The following is a 22,071-nucleotide window of genomic DNA, read 5'->3' as shown; positions in this document are numbered from 1 at the left end:
CGCTAACCGTTTATACAGATTAGAAAGTAACACACAGTACACCTCTGCTATTTGGATGAAGGGGGATTTTTACCCGCTTTCCAGTACATCAGATCAGTAATATTCTTTTCACCTTCAGCCTCTTTTAACAAACGTCGCTGCTCTGCAAATTGTGCATATTCAAGCTGAGCTTTTTCATCTGCCACTTTCTTACTGACCGTGCCAGATCCCTGTAGCACATTGCGATCGTTGAACTGCAGGAACTGATCCAGCTTCTCCTGCCAGTCCTGCAAGAAAACCTGCTGGCGGCGCAATGCCTGATCTTCGGCATAGTCCAGCCACATATTCACCACACGGTTAAGTTCAGTAACCTCTTTCTGGATCAGGTAGTTTTTTGCGACGGTGACATCACCTTTTAGCACATCATTACCTTTATAGCTGGTGAGTCCCATATGTGGCTGGCATCTGCACGCTGGTGGATCAGCTCGGCGGCCGTAAGCCCGGTGCAGGCAAAGTGCAGCTTATTCTGGATGGTTTGAAAGAAGAGAGTTGTCTCTTTCAAAGTGGGCTGGTAGTCAGCAGCCAGCGCAAAAATCTCCCGCACCCGCAAATAAACCCGACGTTCGCTGGCACGAATATCGCGGATGCGTTCCAGCATCTCGTCAAAGTAGTCAGGCACGACAGAAGAGCCGACTGGCGGATTTTTCAATCGTTCGTCATCCATCACAAACCCTTTAATCAGATATTCCTGCAGGGTTTGCGTGGCCCACTGGCGGAACTGAGTCCCCCGAACTGAGCGAACGCGATAACCCACGGCCAGTATTGCTTCGAGGCTGTAGTGTTCTAACTCTCTGGAAACCTGTCGTTTTCCTTCTTGGCGAACTATCCGGAATTTCCGGATGGTTGAATTTTGACCAATCTCGCCTTCTGCAAAGATATTGCTCAGGTGTTCATTAATGGTCCGAACATCCTTATCGTATAGCTCAGCCATAGATGCCTGAGTAAGCCAAAGCGTGTCTGACTGAAAGCGACACTCAACACGGGCGTGGCGATCCTCGCTTTGGAACAGCAGGAATTCACCTGCTGGAGGTTGAGGTAAGTGCTTATCTGTCATGCTGCCTCCGTTTCCACTTTAAAAAATTGGATGTGATACCATATTACCGGGCAGGGGCAATATGGTATAGCCAGACTACATCACAAGCGCAATAAAACGGGTTCTCCCTTCAACGGGCCGGTACTCTATCGCTGGCTCAGGCACAGTGGGCAGAAGAGCATGGTGTAATGCTGAAATTTATAAAACCCGACAAGCCGAGTAAAAATGCGTTTATCAAACGTTTTGGCCGAACATACCAGACCCCGTAAGAATACCTACTGATGGCTGAAAACCGGAAATTTAAAAAATGAATGCGTGGAGATTAAAGCAGGTCTGTCTTGACCTTATCGCACGCACTTGAGAAATAGTTTATTATTGATATCATGAATCTTTAGGATTTATTTAAATGATGTCTTCCTGTTTAATCTCATTATAGAAACAGCCTCATCGATCGTCTGAACAGTAAACAACGAATCATCACTTCTATTACCCAGAACAACCATTTTATTTTTTTCATGGCGATATTTTCACACCAAGCAAGCGTCTCCTGAATATATTTTTCCTCAATATTAATATCCAGAAAATCAAGCCATTCACTTAAGGTTTGCACATCTTCTTTTGGATGTGATGATTCGGACTCTAAAACCTCCAGACGGCTTTCAACATCAGCAACTTTTCCTTTTACCTGAGACACATCTTCTGCTAGTTTTTCATTTTTGTGAATGGCGTCAGCAAGCATCCTAGAATTTTGGGCCAGCATTTCTGCCATTTGAGCGAATGCAGATCCTTTAGCTTCTGGTGGTGGGGGATAGACTCCATTTTTAGTCAATGATGGTATTACTTCATGGAATAGCCATTTCTGAAAACGTTTACCAGCAGCGCTTCGGTCACTGGACATTAACCGATACAATCCTGGTTGAGTAACAAAAATTTCTTTTTACCCTTCAAAAAAATCATACTCGACTTCAACAGACATATATTCATCAGAATCCAGCGCTTGTAACTGGGCTCTGATAATTCCAGGCATAGATTTCACAGCATAATCAGAATTTATTTCTCTATTTTCTTTAGTGAGTCAGAAGCTTACTGATTGCCGGCGCATAGCCCATCGATATCATTCCCCCTCGCCAAACCTGTCCCTCCCACCCCCAATCCCGTCCTTTTCTGGCCTTTTCCCCCTCCCCAATCCCGTAGATCATAGCCCTAACCCCACCTCATCAGGAGTCCCAAAATGACCGACACCGTACTGTTAGTGATTGACGCGCAGCAATCCTTCTATCATCGTGGCTACCGTGAGACGCCGGAAACCCCGGCGTTTGAGCAGGCGTTGAGTGCGCTGGTTGCCGGCTGCCAGCAGCGCGGGATTGCGGTGGTGGACGTGCTGCATGAGGATGATGACGAGGCGTTCAGGCCGGAGTCCGGGCTGGTGACCCGCCTGCCGTTTCTCAGCCACCAGCCGGTTGCCACCTTTCGTAAGCGGGTGCATAACGCGCTGACTGAATCGGGTTTGCAGCAGTGGCTGGAGCAGCAGCAGGTGAAGCACGTGATCATCAGCGGGCTGCGCAGCGAGCAGTGCTGTGAAACCACCGCCCGCGTGGCATCGGATTTCGGTTATCAGGTGACGTACGTAACGGAAGCAACGCTGACCTTCCCGATCACCCATAACGGCATTACCCTGAGCGTGGCCGATCTTCGCCACCGTACTGAGAGCGTGCTGATCAACCGCTTTGCGGATATTGCCACCGTCGAACAGTGTCTGCATAAGCTGGGCTGATGCCAGCGTCAGCATTGTCATCACCGACCTCAAACTTTTCTGTCCGCAGGAGGCTGTCTGCTATGACCATCCCGGTTTATTTTGTCACCCTCCCCGGCGTGATGACGCTGGATATCACCGGCCCGGCGGAGACGCTGGCGCTGGCCGGTGATGCCTTTGCGCTGCGCTATATCGGGCCGGATGAGACGGTGCTGAGTTCCACTCAGATGTTTATCAGCCGCATTGAACCGCTGCCGGAGACGCTGCCCGACGGCTGTCTGCTGGTGCTGCCCGGCGTCAGCGACTCGACGGTGTGGTTCGATACGCCGCAGGCGCTGGCGGCGCGCCACTGGCTGATGCGTATGCAGCCCGCTATTCACGCGCAGCGCATTACGCTGGTGTGCATCTGTTCCGGTTCGCTGCTGGCGGCGAAAGCCGGGCTGCTGCACGGCGTACAGTGCACCACCCATCATGAGGTCATCGACCGACTCAAGGTGGCGGAACCGGCGGCGATGGTCAGAGAAAACCGGATTTTCGTGGAAGATCGTGGCATCTGGACCAGCGCGGGCATTACGGCGGGCATCGACCTGGCGCTGCATCTGATTAACCGGCTGTGCGGGCCACGGGTGGCGCTGGAGGTGGCGCGGGAGATGGTGGTTTATTTCCGCCGCTCGGGGGAGGATCCGCAGCTGTCGCCGTTTCTGCGCTACCGTAACCATCTGCACCCGGCGATCCACCGCGCGCAGGATCTGCTGGTGTTACAACCGGAGCAGGCATGGCCGTTGGAGGAGATCGCCGGCCGGGTGCACGTCAGCCCGCGCCATCTCACCCGGCTGTTCCGCGACCATCTCGGCATCAGCGTGCGCGACTACCACGAGCAGCTGCGGCTGACGCTGGCGCAGCAGCGGCTGCAGCAGGGGGAAGGTAACGAGCGGGCGGCGCTGGCGGCAGGGTTCTCCTCCGCCCGCCAGCTAAGGCGGGCCTTACAACGCTGGCAGGAAGACGCCGGCTTACAGAACCACTAACAGATCATCTCCGCTGAACAATCCGTAATGCCGATCAATGGCTGAGTACCTCCAGCCCGGCGCTGTTCTCTGTAAGCAACGGTTCTGTTTACGTCACTCTGCACCGTCAGGCATTTCAGCTGGCGGTCGAACGGTCATGCCTGTGGACAAGCGGCCCTAAGATGCAGCAGCCCCCTTTTCTCAGCTCACCCATCCCCGCCGGTCAATTTTCTTCAGCCCGATCGCCAGCAGCAGGCTGCCGCCGAGGGTGATACTGAAGATCAGCGGGATATCCAGCCACGGCCGGTCGGTGTTGTCCAGGTGGTGGGTGCGCATAAAGTGGATAAACAGCGCGTGAAAGCCGTAGATCGGCAGCGAGTTGCGGGAAATCAGCGCCATAAACGCCGGTACGCGGTCGTTACAGCAGTTTTTAAACAGCACCAGCAGGCCGATCGCGGCGATAAACACCGCCGGGCCGCAGTAGAGGTACCAGGTATCGGCGAAGGCACCGTTAATCGCGAACTGGCGTTTGGTGCCGAAGGCGATCGCCGCCACGCAGGCCGCAAAAACCAGCCCGGCCAGCCAGCCGGTGCGGCGTCCGCCGGTTGCCATCATGCCGATCGCCCGGCCAAACAGCGCGTAGAGCAGGTAGTAGATGGTGTCGCCGCTGATATAGAGGTTGATCGGCAGCCAGTGGAAGCGGGCGATGGAGCCGTCAACGGTGTTCGGGTTGGCGACGATCGCCAGCACCAGCGTCACCACCGCCAGGTAGCGGGCGCGCACCGGCTTGACCTGGATCAGCGGCGAGAACAGGTAAATCACGATAATCGCGAAGAAGAACCACAGGTGGTAAAACACCGGCTTCTGCAGCAGGTGCGCCAGCGATTTACTCTCGTTAATCGGCGTCAGCAGGGTGATATAAACCAGCGCCACCGCGCTGTAGAACAGCAGGCACAGCACCACGCGGGCAAAGTGGCGCGCCTGGGCGCTGCGCTCGCCGAAAAACAGGTAGCCGGAGATCATAAAGAAGATCGGTACGCAGACGCGGGAAGCGGAGTTCAGCAGGTTCGACATATCCCAGCTGTGCTCACCCACCGACATGCCGGTGGTGACGTACCAGGTGGTGGTGTGGATCATAATCACCATCAGGCAGGCCAGGGCGCGTAAGTTATCTATCCATCCGATTTTCTGCGACATTTCATCCTCATTGTTCGCCAGTTCAGCAGGCTGCGTGTCAGAGCGTAGCCAGGCGGCCGGGCTTCAACAACCTGATGCGGGAAAATTCAGACCGGGATGAGCGGGTTATGCGGTAGGGGCTGCAAAATTAGCCGGGGATAAACGCGCTTACCGCCCGTCAGCACTTTGGTAATCAGCCCGCTCAAAGGGTATACTGACGCCCACTTTTTATAACCACTTCATCGCGTGCGACATCAACATGCAAAAGTTTGATACCAAGACCTTTCAGGGGCTGATCCTGACCTTACAGGATTACTGGGCGCGACAGGGTTGCACCATCATCCAACCGCTGGATATGGAAGTCGGTGCCGGGACGTCTCACCCGATGACCTGTCTGCGCGCTATCGGCCCGGAGCCAACCGCCGTTGCCTACGTGCAGCCCTCACGCCGCCCGACCGATGGCCGCTACGGTGAGAACCCGAACCGCCTGCAGCACTACTATCAGTTCCAGGTGATCATCAAGCCATCACCGGACAATATTCAGGAGCTGTACCTCGGCTCGCTGAAAGAGCTGGGCATGGACCCGACCATTCACGATATCCGCTTCGTGGAAGATAACTGGGAAAACCCGACGCTGGGTGCCTGGGGCCTCGGCTGGGAAGTGTGGCTGAACGGGATGGAAGTGACGCAGTTCACCTACTTCCAGCAGGTCGGCGGCCTGGAGTGTAAGCCGGTCACCGGCGAGATCACCTACGGCCTGGAGCGCCTGGCGATGTATATCCAGGGCGTGGACAGCGTGTACGATCTGGTGTGGAGCGACGGTCCGCTGGGTAAAACCACCTACGGCGACGTGTTCCATCAGAACGAAGTCGAGCAGTCGACCTACAACTTCGAATACGCCGACGTCGATTTCCTGTTCAGCTGCTTCGAGCAGTACGAGAAAGAGGCGCAGAGCCTGCTGGCGCTGGAAAAACCGCTGCCGCTGCCGGCCTACGAACGTATTCTGAAAGCCGCGCACAGCTTCAACCTGCTGGACGCGCGCAAGGCGATCTCGGTCACCGAGCGTCAGCGCTATATTCTGCGCATCCGTACCCTGACTAAAGCCGTGGCTGAAGCCTACTACGCCTCCCGCGAGGCGCTGGGCTTCCCGATGTGCAACAAGAATAACTAAGAGGCAGCCATGACTGAACAAACCTTCCTGGTGGAGATCGGCACCGAAGAGCTGCCGCCGAAAGCCCTGCGCAGCCTGGCCGAGTCCTTTGCTGCTAACCTGACCGCCGAGCTGGATGCTGCGGGCCTCGCCCACGGTGACGTGAAGTGGTTTGCCGCGCCGCGCCGTCTGGCGCTGAAAGTCGCCTCGCTGAGCGCCGCGCAGCCGGATCGCGAAGTAGAAAAACGTGGCCCGGCGATTCAGGCCGCGTTTGATGCCAGCGGTGCGCCAACCAAAGCGGCCGAAGGCTGGGCGCGCGGCTGTGGCATTACCGTTGATCAGGCCGAGCGTCTGAGCACCGATAAAGGCGAATGGCTGGTGCATCGCGCTAAAGTGACCGGTGAAAGCGCGCAGGCGCTGCTGCCGGCGATGATCGCCACCTCGCTGGCGAAGCTGCCGATCCCGAAACTGATGCGCTGGGGCGCGTCCGAGGTGCAGTTCGTGCGCCCGGTACACACCGTGACCCTGCTGCTGGGCGATGAACTGATCCCGGCGAAGATTCTGGGCATCGACTCCGCCCGTACGATTCGCGGCCACCGCTTTATGGGCGAGCCGGAGTTCACCATCGATAACGCCGATCAGTATCCGCAGATTCTGCTGGAGCGCGGCCGCGTGCAGGCCGACTTTGAGGTGCGTAAAGCCACCATCAAGGCCGATGCCGAAGCCGCCGCGCGCCAGATTGGCGGCGTCGCCGACCTCAGCGAAAGCCTGCTGGAAGAGGTGACCTCGCTGGTCGAGTGGCCGGTGGTGCTGACCGCCACCTTTGAAGAGAAGTTCCTCGCGGTGCCGGCCGAAGCGCTGGTCTACACCATGAAGGGCGACCAGAAGTACTTCCCGGTGTACGACGCCGCGGGCAAGCTGCTGCCTAACTTTATCTTCGTCACCAACATCGAGTCGAAAGATCCGCAGCAGATTATTTCCGGTAACGAGAAGGTGGTGCGCCCGCGCCTCGCCGACGCCGAGTTCTTCTTTAACAGCGACCGTAAGCGTCGTCTGGAAGATAACCTGCCGCGCCTGGAGACCGTGCTGTTCCAGAAACAGCTGGGTACGCTGCGTGACAAAACCGACCGTATTCAGGCGCTGGCCGGCTGGATCGCCGCGCAGATCGGTGCAGACGTCAACCACGCCACCCGCGCGGGCCTGCTGTCCAAGTGTGATCTGATGACCAATATGGTGTTCGAGTTCACCGACACCCAGGGCGTGATGGGCATGCACTACGCGCGTCACGACGGCGAAGCCGAAGACGTGGCGGTCGCGCTGAACGAGCAGTATCAGCCGCGCTTTGCCGGCGATGCGCTGCCGTCTAACCCGATCGCCTGCGCGCTGGCGATCGCCGATAAGATGGACACCCTGGCCGGCATCTTCGGCATCGGGCAGCATCCGAAAGGCGATAAAGATCCGTTCGCACTGCGCCGTGCGGCGCTGGGCGTGCTGCGCATCATCGTTGAGAAGAACCTGCCGCTGGATCTGCAGACCCTGACCGAAGAGGCCGCGCGCCTGTACGGCAGCAAGCTGACCAACGCGAAGGTGGTGGATGAGGTGGTCGACTTTATGCTCGGCCGTTTCCGTAGCTGGTACCAGGAAGCGGGCCACAGCGTGGATACCATCCAGGCCGTGCTGGCACGCCGCCCGACCCGCCCGGCGGATTTCGACGCGCGCATGAAGGCGGTATCGCACTTCCGTACGCTGGAGCAGGCTGCCAGCCTGGCGGCCGCCAACAAGCGCGTCTCCAATATTCTCGCCAAGTCCGACGAGCCGCTGAACGACAGCGTGCAGGCGTCGCTGCTGAAAGAGAATGAAGAGATCAAGCTGGCGACCTACGTTTCAGCGCTGACCAGCAAGCTGGCACCGTACTTCGCCGAAGGCCGCTATCAGGATGCGCTGATCGAGCTGGCCGAGCTGCGTGAAGCGGTGGACAACTTCTTTGACAAGGTGATGGTCAACGCCGACGACAGAGAGATCCGTCTGAACCGCCTGACGCTGCTGGCGAAGCTGCGCGCGCTGTTCCTGCAGGTAGCGGATATCTCGCTGCTGCAGTAATCGCTGATGTCCCGGCAGGCCACTGCCGGGACACCCCCCTTTACAATTCCGCCTTGCCCCTGACGCCTTAAATCCTTACCCTGTGCCGTTTTTGCCAACCAGGCTGAGACATCAATGAAATCTTACGGATTCGCTGCCAAAGCAGCTAACACCCCGCTGGAACCCTTCACCTTTACCCGTCGCGAGCTGCAGGCCGGTGACATACACATTGATATTCACTACTGCGGCGTCTGCCACTCTGACCTGCATATGGCGCGTAACGAGTGGGGCGTCAGCCAGTTCCCGCTGGTGCCGGGCCACGAAATCGTTGGCCGCGTGGTCGCCACCGGCAGCGCGGTCTCCGCCTTTAAGCCCGGCGATCTGGTCGGCGTCGGCGTGATGGTCGACTCCTGCGGCCACTGCGCGCAGTGCCATGACGGCGAAGAGCAGTATTGTGAAGCCGGCTTTACCGCCACCTATAACGGCGAGGAAAAGGTGATCGGCGGCAAAACCTTCGGCGGTTATGCCGACAATATCGTGGTCGACAGCAGGTTTGTGGTTTCGGTACCGGAGAACCTGCCGCTGGCCGCGGTGGCACCGCTGCTGTGTGCCGGCGTGACAACCTGGTCGCCGCTGCAGCACTGGAACGTGCAGCCAGGCCAGCGTGTGGGCGTGATTGGCCTCGGTGGCCTCGGCCATATGGCGGTGAAGCTGGCCCGTGCGCTGGGCGCGGAAGTGGTGCTGTTTACCACCTCTCCGGCAAAAGGTGCGGATGCGCTGCGCCTCGGAGCCAGCGAAGTGGTGGTATCGAAGGACGCTGAGCAGATGGCAGGCGTGAAGAACAGCCTGGACATGATCCTCGACTGCGTGGCGGCACCGCACGATCTCGACCCGTACCTGGCCGCGCTGAAGACCAACGGCCACCTGGTGCTGGTCGGCATTCCTGACGCGCCGCACAAGTCGCCGGACGTGACGCCGATCGTCTTTAAGCGCCTGAGCATCTCCGGAACCTCGATCGGCAGCATCAGAGAGACTCAGCAGATGCTGGATTTCTGCGGTGAGCACCAGATCGTGTCTGAGGTGGAAGTGATTCGTCTGGATCAGGTCGAGCAGGCGTTTGAACGGATGCTGAAGGGTGACGTGAAGTACCGCTTTGTGATCGATATGAAGGCGCAGGCCGCCCTGTAAAACAAAAACCCGCCAGATGGCGGGTTTGTTCTTTTATCCCAGCAGCTGTCTGCTGAGACACGGATTCGAATGAATCAACTGCATCAGTTTTTGTGCACTGCCTGACGGACGGGTCTTCTTCGCTTCCCAACTCTTCACCGAGGAAACGCTAACGCCCATTGCCAGGGCAAACTCATCAATCTGCATGCCGGTAATCTCCCGGATGCGTTTGGGTTCAGGCAGTAAAACATCGTCCTTCAGAATCGGGGACAGGGCAATCGTCTGACGGGTAATCACGATCTGTTCCAGACTCGATAGCAGTTCATGCATTGGATCTTTTGTTTCCATTAATTCCATCAGTGCACCTCATTCAACTCACGTAACGTGAACAACAAGAGGATGTAGAACCTGAAGCTCAGGTTCTGAATGCTGGCGAACAGCAGCCGCTGGCGGCCTCAGAGTCGGGCCCACACGGAAAGCACCAGGAACTCAAATACTAGACAATTCCGTGTGATTTGGGTCATATTTTTTGATTATTTTTCAATTCTGCTGAAAATCTCAGCCGCGACTGACTGAAGTCAATTTATCAGCTGATCCGATCGTTGCAGGCAGGGGCGCGGGTAAAAAAAAGGCCGCACAACGGCGGCCCGGGCAGGCAGGATACCGGGTATGGCTCAGGCAAATTGTTGCCTCCAGCCGGCCAGCAAGGCCTTACCATCAACCCCCCATATTGTTCAGAAACCCGGTCATCCCCCGGTTGATCTCAGGGTTCGATAGATATCGGTCCAGTGTTCATGATGTTAGCGTTTTTTTAGGTATTAAAATCGTTGCGGCGGGTGAGCAATGATGGCTACCTTTAAAAATGCAGTTCGACTATTCTTAGTCGCGGTAGCAATCTTAAAATCACCCGTTTTAAACAGGAGTTTGTTCTTATGACCACAGGACCTGCGCGTGTCTGGATGCGTCTGCTGGTGCCATTTATGGCGCTGTTTTTGGTGCTGCAGCTGACCGCCTGCGGTGATAAAGAAGGAGATCAGCGCAAAGCGTTTATCGACTTCCTGCAGAATACCGTGATGCGCAGCGGTGAGCATCTGCCGAGCCTGAGCGAAGACCAGAAGCAGAAGTTCGGCAACTATGTCAGCGATTACGCGATTCTTTACGGCTTCTCACAGCAGGTCAATAAAGCGGTGGAATCGGGTATGAAGCCGGTAGTGGATGAACTGTCTGCCATTCGTACCCCGCAGGATTACCTGACGCGCCGCGACTCTCTGCGCCAGGCCAGCGGTGCGCTTGGCGTGCTGGCCCAGCAGATTCAGTCCGCTAAAACCCAGGCGGACAGCAGCAAAGGGACGCTGAAACAGCCGGAGGATCTGAAAACGGTCTATGACAACGTCTATAACAAGGTGGTTTCTCAGCCAGCGGCTTCACTGATCCCGCTATTGCCGGCACTACAGACCCTGAGCCAGGATGCGGTACAGACCGGCGATTTTCTGCAGCAGCAGGGATCGCAGGTAAGCTTTAACGGCGCGGCCGTACAGTTCCCGACCCAGCAGCAGGCGACCCAGTACAATACGCTGATGAGCAATCTGAGCGCCAATACCCAGGCGCTGACCCGGGCGCAGAGTGCACTGCAGGGCGGATTCCAGTAAGTCATCGCAGGGGGTACCGCGGTGCCCCCACATAACGCCCCCTGTCGTCCGCCACCCATTTCTGCTGGCGTCCTGCCCCCTGCAGGCCCTTAGCGATCTCATATAGCGCGTTTTATCGGACTATATCGCTTCGATAGATCCGCGTCACAGAAACGCGACGGATCAATAATCAGCGAAATTCACCCTGAAATTTATTGTGACAAGCATCACACAACTGACACGTAACGCACGTCATCATTTGTGATGAACATCACAATAACGAGCGTTTCGTGGCGATTTTACGTACAGAAGGACGCGTTCCCACCGTATAAACGTGATCATAGTCACTAAAACCACCTGCTTCACCCCACCCATATAGTGACTTAGATCACACTTTACCCGCACGCATCGCAAGCGTCATATTCGCGTGATAGAGTCCGCCTGCATACAGTGATACTGACGGCGTCGCCGTAACGTCTCCAACAAAAATCAACGCGCTCTCTTACTGGGTCAGCGCGTACTCATAAGGGGTGTGTTTATATGTCCTCATCAGATTTTAAGATCAAAGTGCAGAGCTTTGGTCGCTTTCTGAGCAACATGGTGATGCCAAATATCGGGGCATTTATTGCCTGGGGTATCATCACCGCGCTGTTTATCCCAACCGGCTGGCTGCCAAACGAAACGCTGGCCAGGCTGGTCGGCCCGATGATCACCTATCTGCTGCCGCTGCTGATCGGCTTTACCGGTGGCCGCCTGGTCGGCGGTGACCGCGGCGGCGTGGTCGGTGCGATCACCACCATGGGCGTGATCGTCGGTGCCGATATGCCGATGTTCCTCGGCGCGATGATTGCCGGTCCGCTGGGCGGCTGGGCGATCAAATCTTTTGACCGCGCGATCGACGGTAAGATTAAAAGCGGCTTTGAGATGCTGGTTAACAACTTCTCTGCCGGTATTATCGGCATGCTGCTGGCCATCATTGCCTTCCTGGCGATCGGGCCACTGGTTGAGGGCCTGTCGCACATTCTGGCGGCCGGCGTAAATCTGATGGTGCAGAACAACCTGCTGCCGCTGACCTCGATCTTTGTTGAACCGGCGAAAATCCTGTTCCTCAATAACGCCATTAACCACGGTATCTTCTCGCCGCTGGGTATCCAGCAGGCCAGCGAAGCCGGTAAGTCGATCTTCTTCCTGATTGAAGCCAACCCGGGCCCAGGCATGGGCGTACTGATGGCCTATATGTTCTTCGGCCGTGGCAATGCGAAGCAGTCTGCCGGTGGTGCCGCGATTATCCACTTCCTCGGCGGTATTCACGAAATCTACTTCCCGTACGTGCTGATGAACCCGCGCCTGATTCTGGCGGTGATCCTCGGCGGTATGACCGGCGTGTTCACCCTGACCCTGCTGAACGGTGGCCTGGTGTCTCCGGCTTCTCCGGGTTCAATCCTCGCCGTGCTGGCGATGACGCCAAAAGGTGCCTACTTCGCTAACATCGCGGCGATTGTGGCGGCCTTCGCGGTCTCCTTTGTCGTCTCTGCCGTGCTGCTGAAAACCAGCAAAGTGAAAGAAGATGACGATATCGAAGCGGCAACCCGCCGTATGCAGGAGATGAAGTCGCAGTCTAAAGGCCAGACCGGCGCCGCTGCCGCTGAAGGCCTGCACGGCGATCTGAGCCACGTGCGTAAAATCATCGTTGCCTGTGACGCGGGCATGGGTTCCAGCGCCATGGGCGCCGGCGTGCTGCGTAAGAAGGTGGCCGATGCCGGCCTGAGCAACATCTCGGTGACCAACTCGGCGATTAACAGCCTTCCGGGCGACGTTGACCTGGTGATTACCCACCGCGATCTGACCGAGCGCGCGATGCGCCAGGCACCCCATGCGCAGCATATTTCGCTGAGCAACTTCCTCGACAGCGGCCTGTATAACGATCTGACCGCGCGCCTGGTGGAAGCCAACCGCAGCGAACAGCACCGTGAAAAGGTCAATGCCACGCTGAACGACAGCTATGATGACGGCCAGGCCAACCTGTTCAAACTGAGCGCCGCCAACGTGTTCCTCGGCAATCACGCCGCGGACAAAGAGCAGGCGATCCGCTTTGCCGGTGAGCAGCTGGTGAAAGGTGGCTACGTTGAGCCGGATTATGTGGAAGCGATGCTGGCCCGTGAAAAGCTGACGCCAACCTATCTGGGTGAGTCGATCGCCGTCCCACACGGCACCATCGAAGCGAAAGATCGCGTGCTGAAAACCGGCATCGTCTTCTGCCAGTATCCGAACGGCGTGAAGTTCGGGGATGATGAAGACGACATCGCCCGGTTAGTGATCGGCATTGCCGCACGCAACAACGAGCATATTCAGGTGATTACCGCCCTGACCAATGCGCTGGATGATGACTCGGTGATTGAACGGCTGGCCACCACCAGCAACGTGCAGGACGTGCTGGATCTGTTGTCCGGTGACGCGCGCGCCTGATCCATTAGCCATTCGTTGATTTCGCCCCAGGGGCCGGGCTTGCCCGGCCCCTGTTTATTGGCTCGTTGACTCTGTAAGAAGGGATTAATTATGAAAGCTCTGCATTTTGGCGCGGGTAATATCGGCCGCGGTTTTATCGGCAAACTGCTGGCCGATGCCGGTATCCGGCTCACCTTTGCCGACGTTAATCAGGCGGTGCTCGACGCGCTGAACGCGCGCCATCAGTACCCGGTACAGGTGGTTGGTGAACAGGCGAAGACCGAGATCGTCACCGGGGTTGATGCGATTAACAGCACCAGCGACGAGGTTATCGATCGGGTGGCTGAGGTTGATATCGTTACCACGGCGGTTGGCCCACAGATCCTTGAGCGCATTGCGGGCAGCATTGCGAAAGGGCTGGCCAAACGCAGTGATAATGCTAATACCCGTCCGCTGAACATTATCGCCTGTGAAAACATGGTGCGTGGCACCACTCAGCTGAAGGGCCACGTGCTGAAGGCGCTGCCGGAGCAGTATCACGCCTGGCTGGAAGAGCATGTCGGCTTCGTCGACTCCGCCGTTGACCGTATTGTTCCGCCGACAGAAGCCGGCAGCAGCGATCCGCTGGAAGTGACCGTAGAGACCTTCAGCGAATGGATCGTCGATCAGACCCAGTTTAAAGGCCCGCTGCCGCAGATTGCCGGCATGGAGCTGACCGACAACCTGATGGCCTTTGTCGAGCGTAAGCTGTTTACGCTGAACACCGGCCATGCCATCACCGCCTATCTCGGCCAGCTGGCCGGCCATCAGACCATCCGTGATGCGATTCTCGATCCAAAGGTACGTCAGGTGGTTGAAGGCGCGATGCAGGAGAGCGGCGCGGTGCTGATCCGCCGTTACGGCTTTGATGCACATAAGCACGCGGCCTATATCAGCAAGATCCTCAGCCGTTTTGAGAATCCGTACCTGAAAGATGACGTCGAGCGCGTCGGACGTCAGCCGCTGCGCAAGCTGAGCGCCGGTGACCGCCTGATTAAACCGACGCTGGGCACGCTGGAGTATCAGCTGCCGCACGACAACCTGGTGCAGGGCATCGCGGCCGCGCTGCACTATCGCAGCGAGCAGGACCCTCAGGCGCAGCAGCTGACCGAACTGCTGGCGAAACAGGATGTCGCCACCACCCTGGCAGAGATCTCTGGCCTGGATGCCCACAGTGATGTTGTGGCGGCGGTGGTGAAGGCTTACAACGCTGTGTCATAATGTCGGCCTTCCTCACGGATGAACCCTACGGGTGCAGCGCTGCTGCGCCCGTACCGACGCCATTATGCCCCATTACGAATCACGTGCAGGCTCTCATGGAACAACCACAGGCTTTTGAAAATCGGGTGCTGGAGCGCCTGAACACCGGACGTTCGGTGAGAAGCTTTCTGATCGCCGCCGTTGAGCTGCTGGCCGAAGCGGTCAATATTCTGATTACTCAGGTGTTCCGCAAGGATGACTATGCCGTCAAGTACGCGGTCGAACCGCTGCTGCTCGGTGATGGCCCGCTGGGGGAGCTGTCGGTGCGCCTGAAGCTGGTCTACGGCCTCGGCATCATCAACCGCAGCGAGTATGAAGATGCCGAGCTGCTGATGGCGCTGCGTGAAGAGCTGAACCACGACGGCAGCGAGTACCGCTTTACCGACGATGAGATCCTCGGCCCCTTTGGTGAGCTGCATTGCGTTACCGCCCTGCCGCCCTGCCCCGACTACGTCAGCGATGATGCGGAACTACGCGCCATGCAGCAGCAACGCTATCTGCAGGTGGTGCGATCGACCATGGTGCTGTCGCTGACCGCGCTGATCGCGCGGATCAGCCAAAAGCAGGCTTTTAAAAAATAACGCCCCTTTTCCCTCTTTCCGCCGCTTTCGTGTATCCTTTGCTGCAATGAATCATTGTTGACGGTTACGGTTATGACAGAAAAAGTGCAGGATGAAATCAGAGCGTTGAGCGACAAGCTGGATGCCCTGAACCATAAAGAACCGACGCTGCTGGCGTCTGGCGACAGCGAGAAGCTTGGCGAGCTGTTGAAAGAGAAAGATAAGCTGCAGGCTGAAATTGAACGTCTGCGCGGCGTGCGGGCTGAAAAACTCAGCAAGGAAGCGCAGCAGCTGCAAAAACTGCCGTTCAGCCGGGCGATCACCAAAAAAGAACAGGCCAACATGGGCGCGCTGAAAAAAAGCGTTCGCGGACTGATTGTGGTGCATCCGACTTCCGCGCTGGGCCGCGAGCTGGGTCTGAAAGAGATGACCGGTTACGCTCGCGCTGCGTTTTAACGCCGGTATCTGACGGATGTCATCCAGGCTGATGTGAAACGTCTCTTTAGACGGCGCGTCATGTCAGCCTTCCCGGAAGATTGCTTTCCCCCGCCTCACCTGCTGTACCTCCCCCCTTGCTGTCAGGCCTTACCCGCTGTCGAATACGCTTATTAATAAAATTTAATATCGCAAAAGCTTTATTTAAATTCTTTTGCGACGACTAACATCGCATAAATTCAATAGCTAGTTATATATATCGCAATTTGCAAAACTGGTGATACTTACTTTTGCCATAATATTAATAACGATACAATATATGGATTAATGTGATGAATTAAGGCGATGACAGCCGCTGAGAGGCGATGTCCGTCTCTCCGGTTAGGGACAACAGTGGATGAATAACGGATGAACAGAAATCAGCTGACGATCGTAATCAACGACCCTAATCGGTACTTTGCTGACGGGCTCGCCGCCTGTATTTCTGAGTTTCTGTTAGCTAAGGGCATTTCGCCTTCGTTTACCGATTGCGTATTTAATTATGATGCCAGAATCCTGTTTATTGCTGCCGAATCCATATCCATCGCCAATTGTCATTACCTTCATCGCCGCGTCTCTACGCGGTCGCTTGACGTTTTTATCCTCCGCGACAGAACACCGCTGCCGGATGAGGGCAACATAACCGTTCCCCACTTAGATGATTTTCCGACCTTATACCGTGACAGCCAGCTGGCTGACTTTTACAGAAAAGTACAGAGCCGTACGTCTCCGCATACTGATTTACGCAGTTTGCTTGCCAGGCCCTGCACTCCGCACTCTTTTGGTTTGCTCACCCGGCGTGAAATCGAAGTGTTGCGTTACCTGGCTCGCGGTATCAGTAATGGCGCGGTTGCCCGTTTTCTGCTGATCAGCGAGAAGACGGTGAGTGCGCACAAAAGGAATATCATGGCCAAACTCAATATGATCCGCCCTGCTGAACTTAACTACTGGCTACTGCAGGAAGGCTGGTGCGAGTCCTGGTGCGGGCGTGATAAATAAAGAGTCCACGATGATCACCGCGATGTTAACTCCCATTATGTGCAAAAAAAACAGAATCGTTTTGCTCTGTTCACTACTACTGGCCGGCTGCCAACTCTTACCGCAGTCAGAAAAAAAGACCGTAGTGACCCCGCCGACCGTTGCTGTAGCGCCGGCGACAACCGCGCTGGCAACAAATCGTGCTGAACCGGCGCGCAGTCAAAAAGATGAAGGCGATCGGGTCCGGCTTCAGCAGTGTCAGGGGCAACTGGATGCGCTTAAGACCATGAATCCTGCCCAGTTTAAACGGATGCGTAGTGCCTTCGATTACCTGATGAATGGCGCAGCACAGTATGCCGATCTGCGGAGTAAAACCAATGCAGATACTCAGGATACCGTCGACTCACTGTATCGCTATCGTGCCAATCTCCTTTGCGCACAGATCGCGCAAACGCTGTTGGACAGCCTGACTAACCGGGGCGAGGCACGGCCATGATGGTCCGTCGGCGGATATCCTTCCGGTTGTCGGCAATCACGTTGAGTCTACTCTGCTACTCGTTACTCCAGCACAACGCGCTGGCAGATGAAGGCCCTGCCGTGCTGCAGTTTGCCCGTAAATACCAGCAACAGGCCGCCCCCCCGCGGGAGCGGCCTACCGTAACCCCCACGCGAACCCAAAGAAAACCCTCCCCGCCATCTGATGTTGAACATCAGCAACGGCTGGCGCTGCAACACGAGTTGGAAAAAAGCAGGCAGCAACTGAGTGAGCGCAACCAGCAGCTGTCAGATTTACGGCAAAAAATTACCCGCCTGGAGCGGCTCCCCCCTGCGTCACCGGCGACTCTGCCAGCGGTTCCCTCGCTGAGCGAGGCCGATCGCCAGACGCTGCAAAACCTTGCCAGCACCTTCCGTAATCTGTGGCATTTTTCACCGTCTGAGCTGGCGCTGGCAGAAAAACTCCGGCTGGCCAACCAACGGGCGAAGAAATCACAGCAGCTTGTAAACAGGACACGGCAACGGCAACAGGAGCTGCAACAGCAGCTCATTTCACTGCGCGATCGTTATACGGCGCTGCTCCGTCGCGATGCCACAGGCCAGCAGGCAACGGCACAACAGCAGGCAGAGCTTGAACAGCAGATTGCCGGGCTTAATCATACGAAGCAACAGCTGGCAGACAGTCTGCTAAGAAGCAAAGCAGCAGAAGCACAACTGGACAGCGTGTTAGCACAGCAGAAAAGCAGCAGCAGCTCCGCCAGCAAGGCCAGCGCCGCGCTGCTGGCCGAAAAAAACAGCGCCGAGGAGAAGCTCAAGGCGCTGCAGGCCAGGCTGGACGAGGTGCTGGCTCAGCAGAAAAGCAGCAGCAGCTCCGCCAGCAAGGCCAGCGCCGCGCTGCTGGCCGAAAAAAACAGCGCCGAGGAGAAGCTTAAGGCGCTGCAGGCCAGGCTGGACGAGGTGCTGGCACAGCAGCAGGTGAAACAATCCGTAGCGGTTAAGCCTGGGGTGGCAGAACTCACTGCTGCACAACTCAGGCAGAAAGCCACGCGCGAAGCCTACGCTATCGGCTTCTCGATGGGCCAGGAAATACTGCAGGTGCAGGCTGAAAATCACAACTGGTCTGCGGTGGACAACGACCGTCGGGTGGTACTGGCAGGCATCGTTGATGCTTTTAAAAACACAGCAAAAATACCGCTGGCAGATATGGAAAAGATCATTGCCACCGTTGCAACCCAGCTAAACAGCGGCCGGGAAAAATTCATGAACCGCCTGGACAAATCGACGAAAAACTTTGTTAAGGCCTTCATTAACGATAAAAAAACGCATAAGAGCAAACTCGGATTTTGGTATCAGATTGGCTATATCGGGGATACGCCAATTTCGGCGAATACCAGTATTGACGTGGTGGTAAAAGAGAGCCTGGCCAGCGGTAAGGTGATCGAAGATATGGATGCCAAAGGGATCGTGCTGACGCAGCCTTTATCGGCTTTTCCACCCATCTTCCAGGAAGCGCTAAGTAAGATAAAAAATCATGGTTCCGTTACTATTGTGGTCCCGCCAAATCTGGCGTATGGCGAGAAGGGCTATCCACCTAAAGTGCCGCCCAATGCCACAATGGTTTACGATATACGGATTGCCGAGTCGTATCCGGAAAATAAAAAGAAGAACGCATCGCCAGAGAAAAAGGTGTTACCCGGCAATCCTGCTCCGGAGAGTAAGAGAAGCCAATAGTTAAATTCCCTTAAGTTTCTCTGTTTTATTCCAGTACAAACTCTTACGATTTTCATTCTTAATGGAGGTAATCATTCCTTCTTTTTCAAGCTTGATCAATATATGTCTGGCATTATAAATACTTAAGTCGGAGCGATCTGCGATATCACGCGTACTGGCATAAATGGGATGCGGTCCGGATGGCATTTTTTCCGCAAAAAACTCGTTAAGTGCATGAATTACCTTTGCGACAGATTTTTCCCGATGCAGACAACTGGCACGTTCGAACATTGACAACTCCTTTATAAAATATATAGCTCCTGCTGTGAAAGGATCGGCCAAACTTTTACCTAACCCTTGTTGTGACAATGATAACCTCAGCCTGACTTAATCAAAACTTAATATCAATTATTAATTTATAATAGAATATAAAACTAACATAGTGCGATTTTAAGGAATTAAAGACTGATTTATCGAAAAACCAGCCTCCTGATAAGGATTTTTATATGCGCATTAATATAGCGTCAATAGTGATTAATTTTAATCACGCATGAGGCAGGATGTTATATCGCACTGCAGCTACAGGATAAGTTCGTCCGGCCAACTTGCGTTATGAATCTTTTGATAACAAACGCAATCAAAAATAAAAATCAGAAATGAAATGAAATATTTGATTAATGAAAAAATAGATTTTGATTCTGCAACCGGCTGGCTCCAGCTTATGGGGGAAGAGAACGCCTCTCTGCAACTTTCGCGCCCAAGCACGCTATTATTAACCGAACTCATAGTGAATGCCGGCAAAACATCATCGCGCGAATCGTTGCTCACCAACGTCTGGGAAAAAAATGGCCTTATCCCTTCCAGTAATAACCTTAGCAATCATATCAGTTATTTGAGAAAAACATTCAGGCAGCTGGGCGTTGAGGATGATGTCATCACGACCGTTCCGAAAGAAGGATTTCGGCTGGCGATGATCACCCGATGCTATGATGCCGTTCACATAAACAAAAACCGCGTTGATGCCGATACCAAAACAGTTTCACCTGAATCGGAGGCAACCGAAAAACCACATCAGAAGGCGTCTCTTTCGCTTAATACCGTCGCTAACATTAGCATAACAGTAGCGCTGATACTGATATCCATTAGTTTACTTACTGTAATTACCCTGCCGACAAGATCGCAGGTGGCGATGACTCCTTTCCCACCGATCGGGCTCTGCCTGATGTATGAGATGAATGCAGGTAATCCATCGTACCGGGAGGAGAAAAAAAACCGCCTCAAAGAGGTTATTAATCGTAATAACATCGATTGTAATAATAAAAAAAGCACGAATTACTTTGAATTCTATCATTTCAATCCAGAGGAAAAAAATGAACAGAAAGGTCTGTTTTTCGCCCAGTGCGTTATCGGAACGCTGGAGAGCGAACACTGTGTGAACTACCTCTCTGTCACCATCGATAAACCATGATCAAGAAAACGCTTATCGCCGGTGCCCTGCTGTGTACTGCACTGATTGTGCCGCTCTGCATGTGGATACTGACGCCCGAGCGGGCCAGCCCTGCGCTGGCACTCTCCTGCCGGGCGAACGTTCATTTTGCGATTAATCAGGATGCCACCACCACCACCATGGATGGCCAGGTTTCCCTGGTCACGCTGGGAAAATCACGACTGGCAATGCAATTTTCCGGTCAGATGACCACACCTGAAGGGCGTTTTCTGCTCAACCGGGTCCTGATGATGACCTACCACTATCATCCTGAAAATCAGGCACTGGAACTCAATTACAGCCATAGCAACGTCAGTGAAACTGACAACATTCCTGATAGCGTGTTTTATCAACGGCTGGTAAAAAACCCTGCATTACTGCTCTACCTGCAGCGCTTTAACCACGACAGCTGGCTGGTTTCCGGGCTGAATATGCCGCTTTACATCTGTACGGATCGCTGAGGATAAAAAAACGGCCTATCCTGCAGGATAAGCCGTTGTCGGAAGACGTAATCGGAGGTTATTTTTTACCGTATTTTGCTTCCAGAGGTGCGAACCACGGTGCGACGAAATCAGGTGAGGTGCCCCAGCCTGGGATAATCTTGCTCAGTGTGGCGACGTTAACGGCACCTGGCTGGGCCTTGAGCTGCGACTGAGAGATGGCTGCGGCCTGGAACTGATAGCTGGCCGGCGTTGGCTCGCCGCCGATTTTATTGGCTACCAGGCGCATGTTGATTGCACCAATCAGCTTGCTGTCTACCGCCACGGTCTGCTGCCACGGGCTGTTTTTCTCGCTCATCAGCTGCAGATCCTGGTTGGAAACGTCAATGCTGTAGAGTTTGATTTCAGTGCGGCCGTTCTCCTGCAGGGCTTTGTAAGCGCCCTGAGCAAACGCGTCCCATGAACCCCAGATGGCGTCAATTTTGCCTTTCGGATATTTAGCCAGAATGGCGCCAATCTTATTAGCGGTATCGCCCTGCACGTCGGAAGAGACGGCACCAATCGATTCCAGCTGGTGAATACCCGGGTTGGCCTTCAGCACCTTCTCATACACCACCTGGCGACGTTCCATCGCCGGGAAGCCGGCGACCCACAGCTTCACGATATTCGCTTTGCCGTTGCTGTCTTTCACCAGCTGATCGAGTGACAGCTGCGCCAGCGAGGCGTCATCCTGGGCGGTCACCGTGACGCCCGGCAGAGTCTGATTCACCGGCGTGTCGAAGACCGAAACCTTGATGCCGGCGTCGGTAATGCGTTTTACCAGCGCGGTCGCGTAAGGGTCTTTACCGTGCGACAGAATGATGCCGTCATACTTCTGGCTGATCGCCTGGTTCACGAAGTCCTGGAAACGGGCGTCATCGCCGTTGCTGAGGAAGGTGCTGACCTTAAAGCCCAGCTTGCGCCCTTCCTGGATCGCCCCGGCCACAAACTGGGTGGTGTTATCGTCCGAGCCCAGGTTGCGGATCACCGCCACGCGCACCGGGCCCTGATGATCGGCAATCGCGGCCGGGATGGCAACGTCAGCCGCAAGGGCGGGCAGCGAACTTAACAGGCTCAGCGCCAGCAGTGAAAGCGTAATTTTTTTCATTATTCTCT

20 protein-coding genes and 2 pseudogenes are annotated in these 22,071 nt (G+C 55.4%); 16 read left to right on the top strand and 6 right to left on the bottom strand.

Annotation, left to right across the window (positions count from 1 at the left end; genetic code table 11):
- Positions 1-47 precede the first annotated feature (47 nt).
- Positions 48-1,093: pseudogene (locus tag GKQ23_RS01665) on the bottom strand (virulence RhuM family protein).
- Between the two features lie 125 nt (positions 1,094-1,218).
- Between GKQ23_RS01665 and GKQ23_RS01660 the strand changes: the two are divergent.
- A pseudogene (locus GKQ23_RS01660) lies at positions 1,219-1,335 on the top strand (IS3 family transposase); the annotation flags it as partial.
- Between the two features lie 167 nt (positions 1,336-1,502).
- On the opposite strand, the gene GKQ23_RS01655 reads toward GKQ23_RS01660, so the two are convergent.
- A complete protein-coding gene (locus GKQ23_RS01655) occupies positions 1,503-1,970 on the bottom strand; it encodes a hypothetical protein (protein ID WP_249168456.1) in 468 nt (155 codons plus the stop codon).
- 333 nt (positions 1,971-2,303) lie between these two features.
- Here GKQ23_RS01655 and GKQ23_RS01650 point away from each other — a divergent pair, with 333 nt between their 5' ends.
- The gene (locus GKQ23_RS01650; RefSeq protein ID WP_212409597.1) at positions 2,304-2,846 is read left to right on the top strand and encodes an isochorismatase family protein; all 543 of its coding nucleotides are present in this window, start codon (positions 2,304-2,306) and stop codon (positions 2,844-2,846) included.
- Positions 2,847-2,908: 62 nt separating this feature from the next.
- Positions 2,909-3,850 carry a GlxA family transcriptional regulator gene (locus GKQ23_RS01645; protein ID WP_056240871.1) on the top strand — a complete coding sequence of 314 codons (942 nt, stop codon included), beginning with the start codon at positions 2,909-2,911 and terminating at the stop codon, positions 3,848-3,850.
- Between the two features lie 180 nt (positions 3,851-4,030).
- Here GKQ23_RS01645 and GKQ23_RS01640 read toward each other — a convergent pair whose 3' ends face one another.
- Positions 4,031-5,026 (bottom strand): acyltransferase, encoded by a 996-nt coding sequence (locus GKQ23_RS01640; RefSeq protein ID WP_212409596.1) that lies wholly within the window; start codon positions 5,024-5,026, stop codon positions 4,031-4,033.
- 238 nt (positions 5,027-5,264) lie between these two features.
- Between GKQ23_RS01640 and glyQ the strand changes: the two genes are divergently transcribed.
- The 3 genes from glyQ to GKQ23_RS01625 all read left to right on the top strand — a co-directional run bounded on the left by glyQ (position 5,265) and on the right by GKQ23_RS01625 (position 9,422).
- Positions 5,265-6,176 (top strand): glycine--tRNA ligase subunit alpha, encoded by a 912-nt coding sequence (glyQ, locus tag GKQ23_RS01635; RefSeq protein WP_056240879.1) that lies wholly within the window; start codon positions 5,265-5,267, stop codon positions 6,174-6,176.
- A gap of 9 nt (positions 6,177-6,185) precedes the next feature.
- Positions 6,186-8,255: a glycine--tRNA ligase subunit beta gene (gene glyS, locus GKQ23_RS01630; RefSeq protein ID WP_212409595.1), complete on the top strand. Its 2,070-nt coding sequence runs from the start codon at positions 6,186-6,188 to the stop codon at positions 8,253-8,255.
- Positions 8,256-8,369: 114 nt separating this feature from the next.
- Positions 8,370-9,422, top strand: coding sequence for an NAD(P)-dependent alcohol dehydrogenase (locus GKQ23_RS01625; protein WP_212409594.1), 1,053 nt, complete (start codon positions 8,370-8,372; stop codon positions 9,420-9,422).
- Positions 9,423-9,455: 33 nt separating this feature from the next.
- Here the strand turns inward: GKQ23_RS01625 and GKQ23_RS01620 are convergent, their stop codons facing one another.
- Positions 9,456-9,749, bottom strand: coding sequence for an HTH-type transcriptional regulator (locus GKQ23_RS01620; protein WP_056241193.1), 294 nt, complete (start codon positions 9,747-9,749; stop codon positions 9,456-9,458).
- Positions 9,750-10,333: 584 nt separating this feature from the next.
- On the opposite strand from GKQ23_RS01620, the gene GKQ23_RS01615 reads away from it, so the two are divergent.
- The 8 genes from GKQ23_RS01615 (at position 10,334) to GKQ23_RS01580 (ending at position 19,011) form a co-directional block, all read left to right on the top strand.
- The gene (locus GKQ23_RS01615; protein WP_056240890.1) at positions 10,334-11,050 is read left to right on the top strand and encodes a DUF3053 domain-containing protein; all 717 of its coding nucleotides are present in this window, start codon (positions 10,334-10,336) and stop codon (positions 11,048-11,050) included.
- A 519-nt stretch (positions 11,051-11,569) separates the two neighbouring features.
- Entirely contained in the window at positions 11,570-13,495 is a 1,926-nt protein-coding gene (locus GKQ23_RS01610; RefSeq protein ID WP_212409593.1) for a PTS mannitol transporter subunit IICBA, read from the top strand.
- A 90-nt stretch (positions 13,496-13,585) separates the two neighbouring features.
- Positions 13,586-14,734, top strand: a complete 1,149-nt coding sequence (locus GKQ23_RS01605; RefSeq protein ID WP_212409592.1) for a mannitol-1-phosphate 5-dehydrogenase — start codon at positions 13,586-13,588, stop codon at positions 14,732-14,734.
- Between the two features lie 95 nt (positions 14,735-14,829).
- Positions 14,830-15,354: an MltR family transcriptional regulator gene (locus GKQ23_RS01600; RefSeq protein ID WP_056240901.1), complete on the top strand. Its 525-nt coding sequence runs from the start codon at positions 14,830-14,832 to the stop codon at positions 15,352-15,354.
- Positions 15,355-15,426: 72 nt separating this feature from the next.
- Positions 15,427-15,789 carry a YibL family ribosome-associated protein gene (locus GKQ23_RS01595; protein WP_056240904.1) on the top strand — a complete coding sequence of 121 codons (363 nt, stop codon included), beginning with the start codon at positions 15,427-15,429 and terminating at the stop codon, positions 15,787-15,789.
- A 387-nt stretch (positions 15,790-16,176) separates the two neighbouring features.
- Positions 16,177-16,806: a LuxR C-terminal-related transcriptional regulator gene (locus GKQ23_RS01590; RefSeq protein ID WP_212409591.1), complete on the top strand. Its 630-nt coding sequence runs from the start codon at positions 16,177-16,179 to the stop codon at positions 16,804-16,806.
- A 10-nt stretch (positions 16,807-16,816) separates the two neighbouring features.
- Positions 16,817-17,281: a hypothetical protein gene (locus GKQ23_RS01585; RefSeq protein WP_156365628.1), complete on the top strand. Its 465-nt coding sequence runs from the start codon at positions 16,817-16,819 to the stop codon at positions 17,279-17,281.
- Positions 17,282-17,523: 242 nt separating this feature from the next.
- Entirely contained in the window at positions 17,524-19,011 is a 1,488-nt protein-coding gene (locus GKQ23_RS01580) for an FKBP-type peptidyl-prolyl cis-trans isomerase (protein WP_212409590.1), read from the top strand.
- Here the strand turns inward: GKQ23_RS01580 and GKQ23_RS01575 are convergent, their stop codons facing one another.
- Positions 19,012-19,281, bottom strand: a complete 270-nt coding sequence (locus GKQ23_RS01575) for a FaeA/PapI family transcriptional regulator (RefSeq protein ID WP_056240920.1) — start codon at positions 19,279-19,281, stop codon at positions 19,012-19,014.
- 370 nt (positions 19,282-19,651) lie between these two features.
- On the opposite strand from GKQ23_RS01575, the gene GKQ23_RS01570 reads away from it, so the two are divergent.
- Positions 19,652-20,458 carry a winged helix-turn-helix domain-containing protein gene (locus GKQ23_RS01570; RefSeq protein WP_212409589.1) on the top strand — a complete coding sequence of 269 codons (807 nt, stop codon included), beginning with the start codon at positions 19,652-19,654 and terminating at the stop codon, positions 20,456-20,458.
- A complete protein-coding gene (locus tag GKQ23_RS01565; RefSeq protein WP_212409588.1) occupies positions 20,455-20,937 on the top strand; it encodes a FidL-like protein in 483 nt (160 codons plus the stop codon). Before GKQ23_RS01570 ends, GKQ23_RS01565 begins: the two co-directional genes overlap by 4 nt.
- 58 nt (positions 20,938-20,995) lie before the next feature.
- On the opposite strand, the gene GKQ23_RS01560 is transcribed toward GKQ23_RS01565, so the two are convergent.
- Positions 20,996-22,063 (bottom strand): sugar ABC transporter substrate-binding protein, encoded by a 1,068-nt coding sequence (locus GKQ23_RS01560; protein ID WP_056240929.1) that lies wholly within the window; start codon positions 22,061-22,063, stop codon positions 20,996-20,998.
- Positions 22,064-22,071 lie beyond the last annotated feature (8 nt).

This window comes from Erwinia sp. E602 (assembly GCF_018141005.1).
Classification (GTDB): domain Bacteria; phylum Pseudomonadota; class Gammaproteobacteria; order Enterobacterales; family Enterobacteriaceae; genus Erwinia.
The sequence above is the reverse complement of the archived record's forward strand: the minus strand, read 5'-3'. Positions and strand labels throughout refer to the sequence as shown.

Coding starts and splice junctions, on each gene's coding strand:
- GKQ23_RS01655 (WP_249168456.1), bottom strand. CDS start 1,970: ATGTCCAGTGACCGAAGCGCTGCTGGTAAACGTTTTCAGAAATGGCTA.
- GKQ23_RS01650 (WP_212409597.1), top strand. CDS start 2,304: ATGACCGACACCGTACTGTTAGTGATTGACGCGCAGCAATCCTTCTAT.
- GKQ23_RS01645 (WP_056240871.1), top strand. CDS start 2,909: ATGACCATCCCGGTTTATTTTGTCACCCTCCCCGGCGTGATGACGCTG.
- GKQ23_RS01640 (WP_212409596.1), bottom strand. CDS start 5,026: ATGTCGCAGAAAATCGGATGGATAGATAACTTACGCGCCCTGGCCTGC.
- glyQ (WP_056240879.1), top strand. CDS start 5,265: ATGCAAAAGTTTGATACCAAGACCTTTCAGGGGCTGATCCTGACCTTA.
- glyS (WP_212409595.1), top strand. CDS start 6,186: ATGACTGAACAAACCTTCCTGGTGGAGATCGGCACCGAAGAGCTGCCG.
- GKQ23_RS01625 (WP_212409594.1), top strand. CDS start 8,370: ATGAAATCTTACGGATTCGCTGCCAAAGCAGCTAACACCCCGCTGGAA.
- GKQ23_RS01620 (WP_056241193.1), bottom strand. CDS start 9,749: ATGGAAACAAAAGATCCAATGCATGAACTGCTATCGAGTCTGGAACAG.
- GKQ23_RS01615 (WP_056240890.1), top strand. CDS start 10,334: ATGACCACAGGACCTGCGCGTGTCTGGATGCGTCTGCTGGTGCCATTT.
- GKQ23_RS01610 (WP_212409593.1), top strand. CDS start 11,570: ATGTCCTCATCAGATTTTAAGATCAAAGTGCAGAGCTTTGGTCGCTTT.
- GKQ23_RS01605 (WP_212409592.1), top strand. CDS start 13,586: ATGAAAGCTCTGCATTTTGGCGCGGGTAATATCGGCCGCGGTTTTATC.
- GKQ23_RS01600 (WP_056240901.1), top strand. CDS start 14,830: ATGGAACAACCACAGGCTTTTGAAAATCGGGTGCTGGAGCGCCTGAAC.
- GKQ23_RS01595 (WP_056240904.1), top strand. CDS start 15,427: ATGACAGAAAAAGTGCAGGATGAAATCAGAGCGTTGAGCGACAAGCTG.
- GKQ23_RS01590 (WP_212409591.1), top strand. CDS start 16,177: ATGAACAGAAATCAGCTGACGATCGTAATCAACGACCCTAATCGGTAC.
- GKQ23_RS01585 (WP_156365628.1), top strand. CDS start 16,817: ATGATCACCGCGATGTTAACTCCCATTATGTGCAAAAAAAACAGAATC.
- GKQ23_RS01575 (WP_056240920.1), bottom strand. CDS start 19,281: ATGTTCGAACGTGCCAGTTGTCTGCATCGGGAAAAATCTGTCGCAAAG.
- GKQ23_RS01570 (WP_212409589.1), top strand. CDS start 19,652: ATGAAATATTTGATTAATGAAAAAATAGATTTTGATTCTGCAACCGGC.
- GKQ23_RS01565 (WP_212409588.1), top strand. CDS start 20,455: ATGATCAAGAAAACGCTTATCGCCGGTGCCCTGCTGTGTACTGCACTG.
- GKQ23_RS01560 (WP_056240929.1), bottom strand. CDS start 22,063: ATGAAAAAAATTACGCTTTCACTGCTGGCGCTGAGCCTGTTAAGTTCG.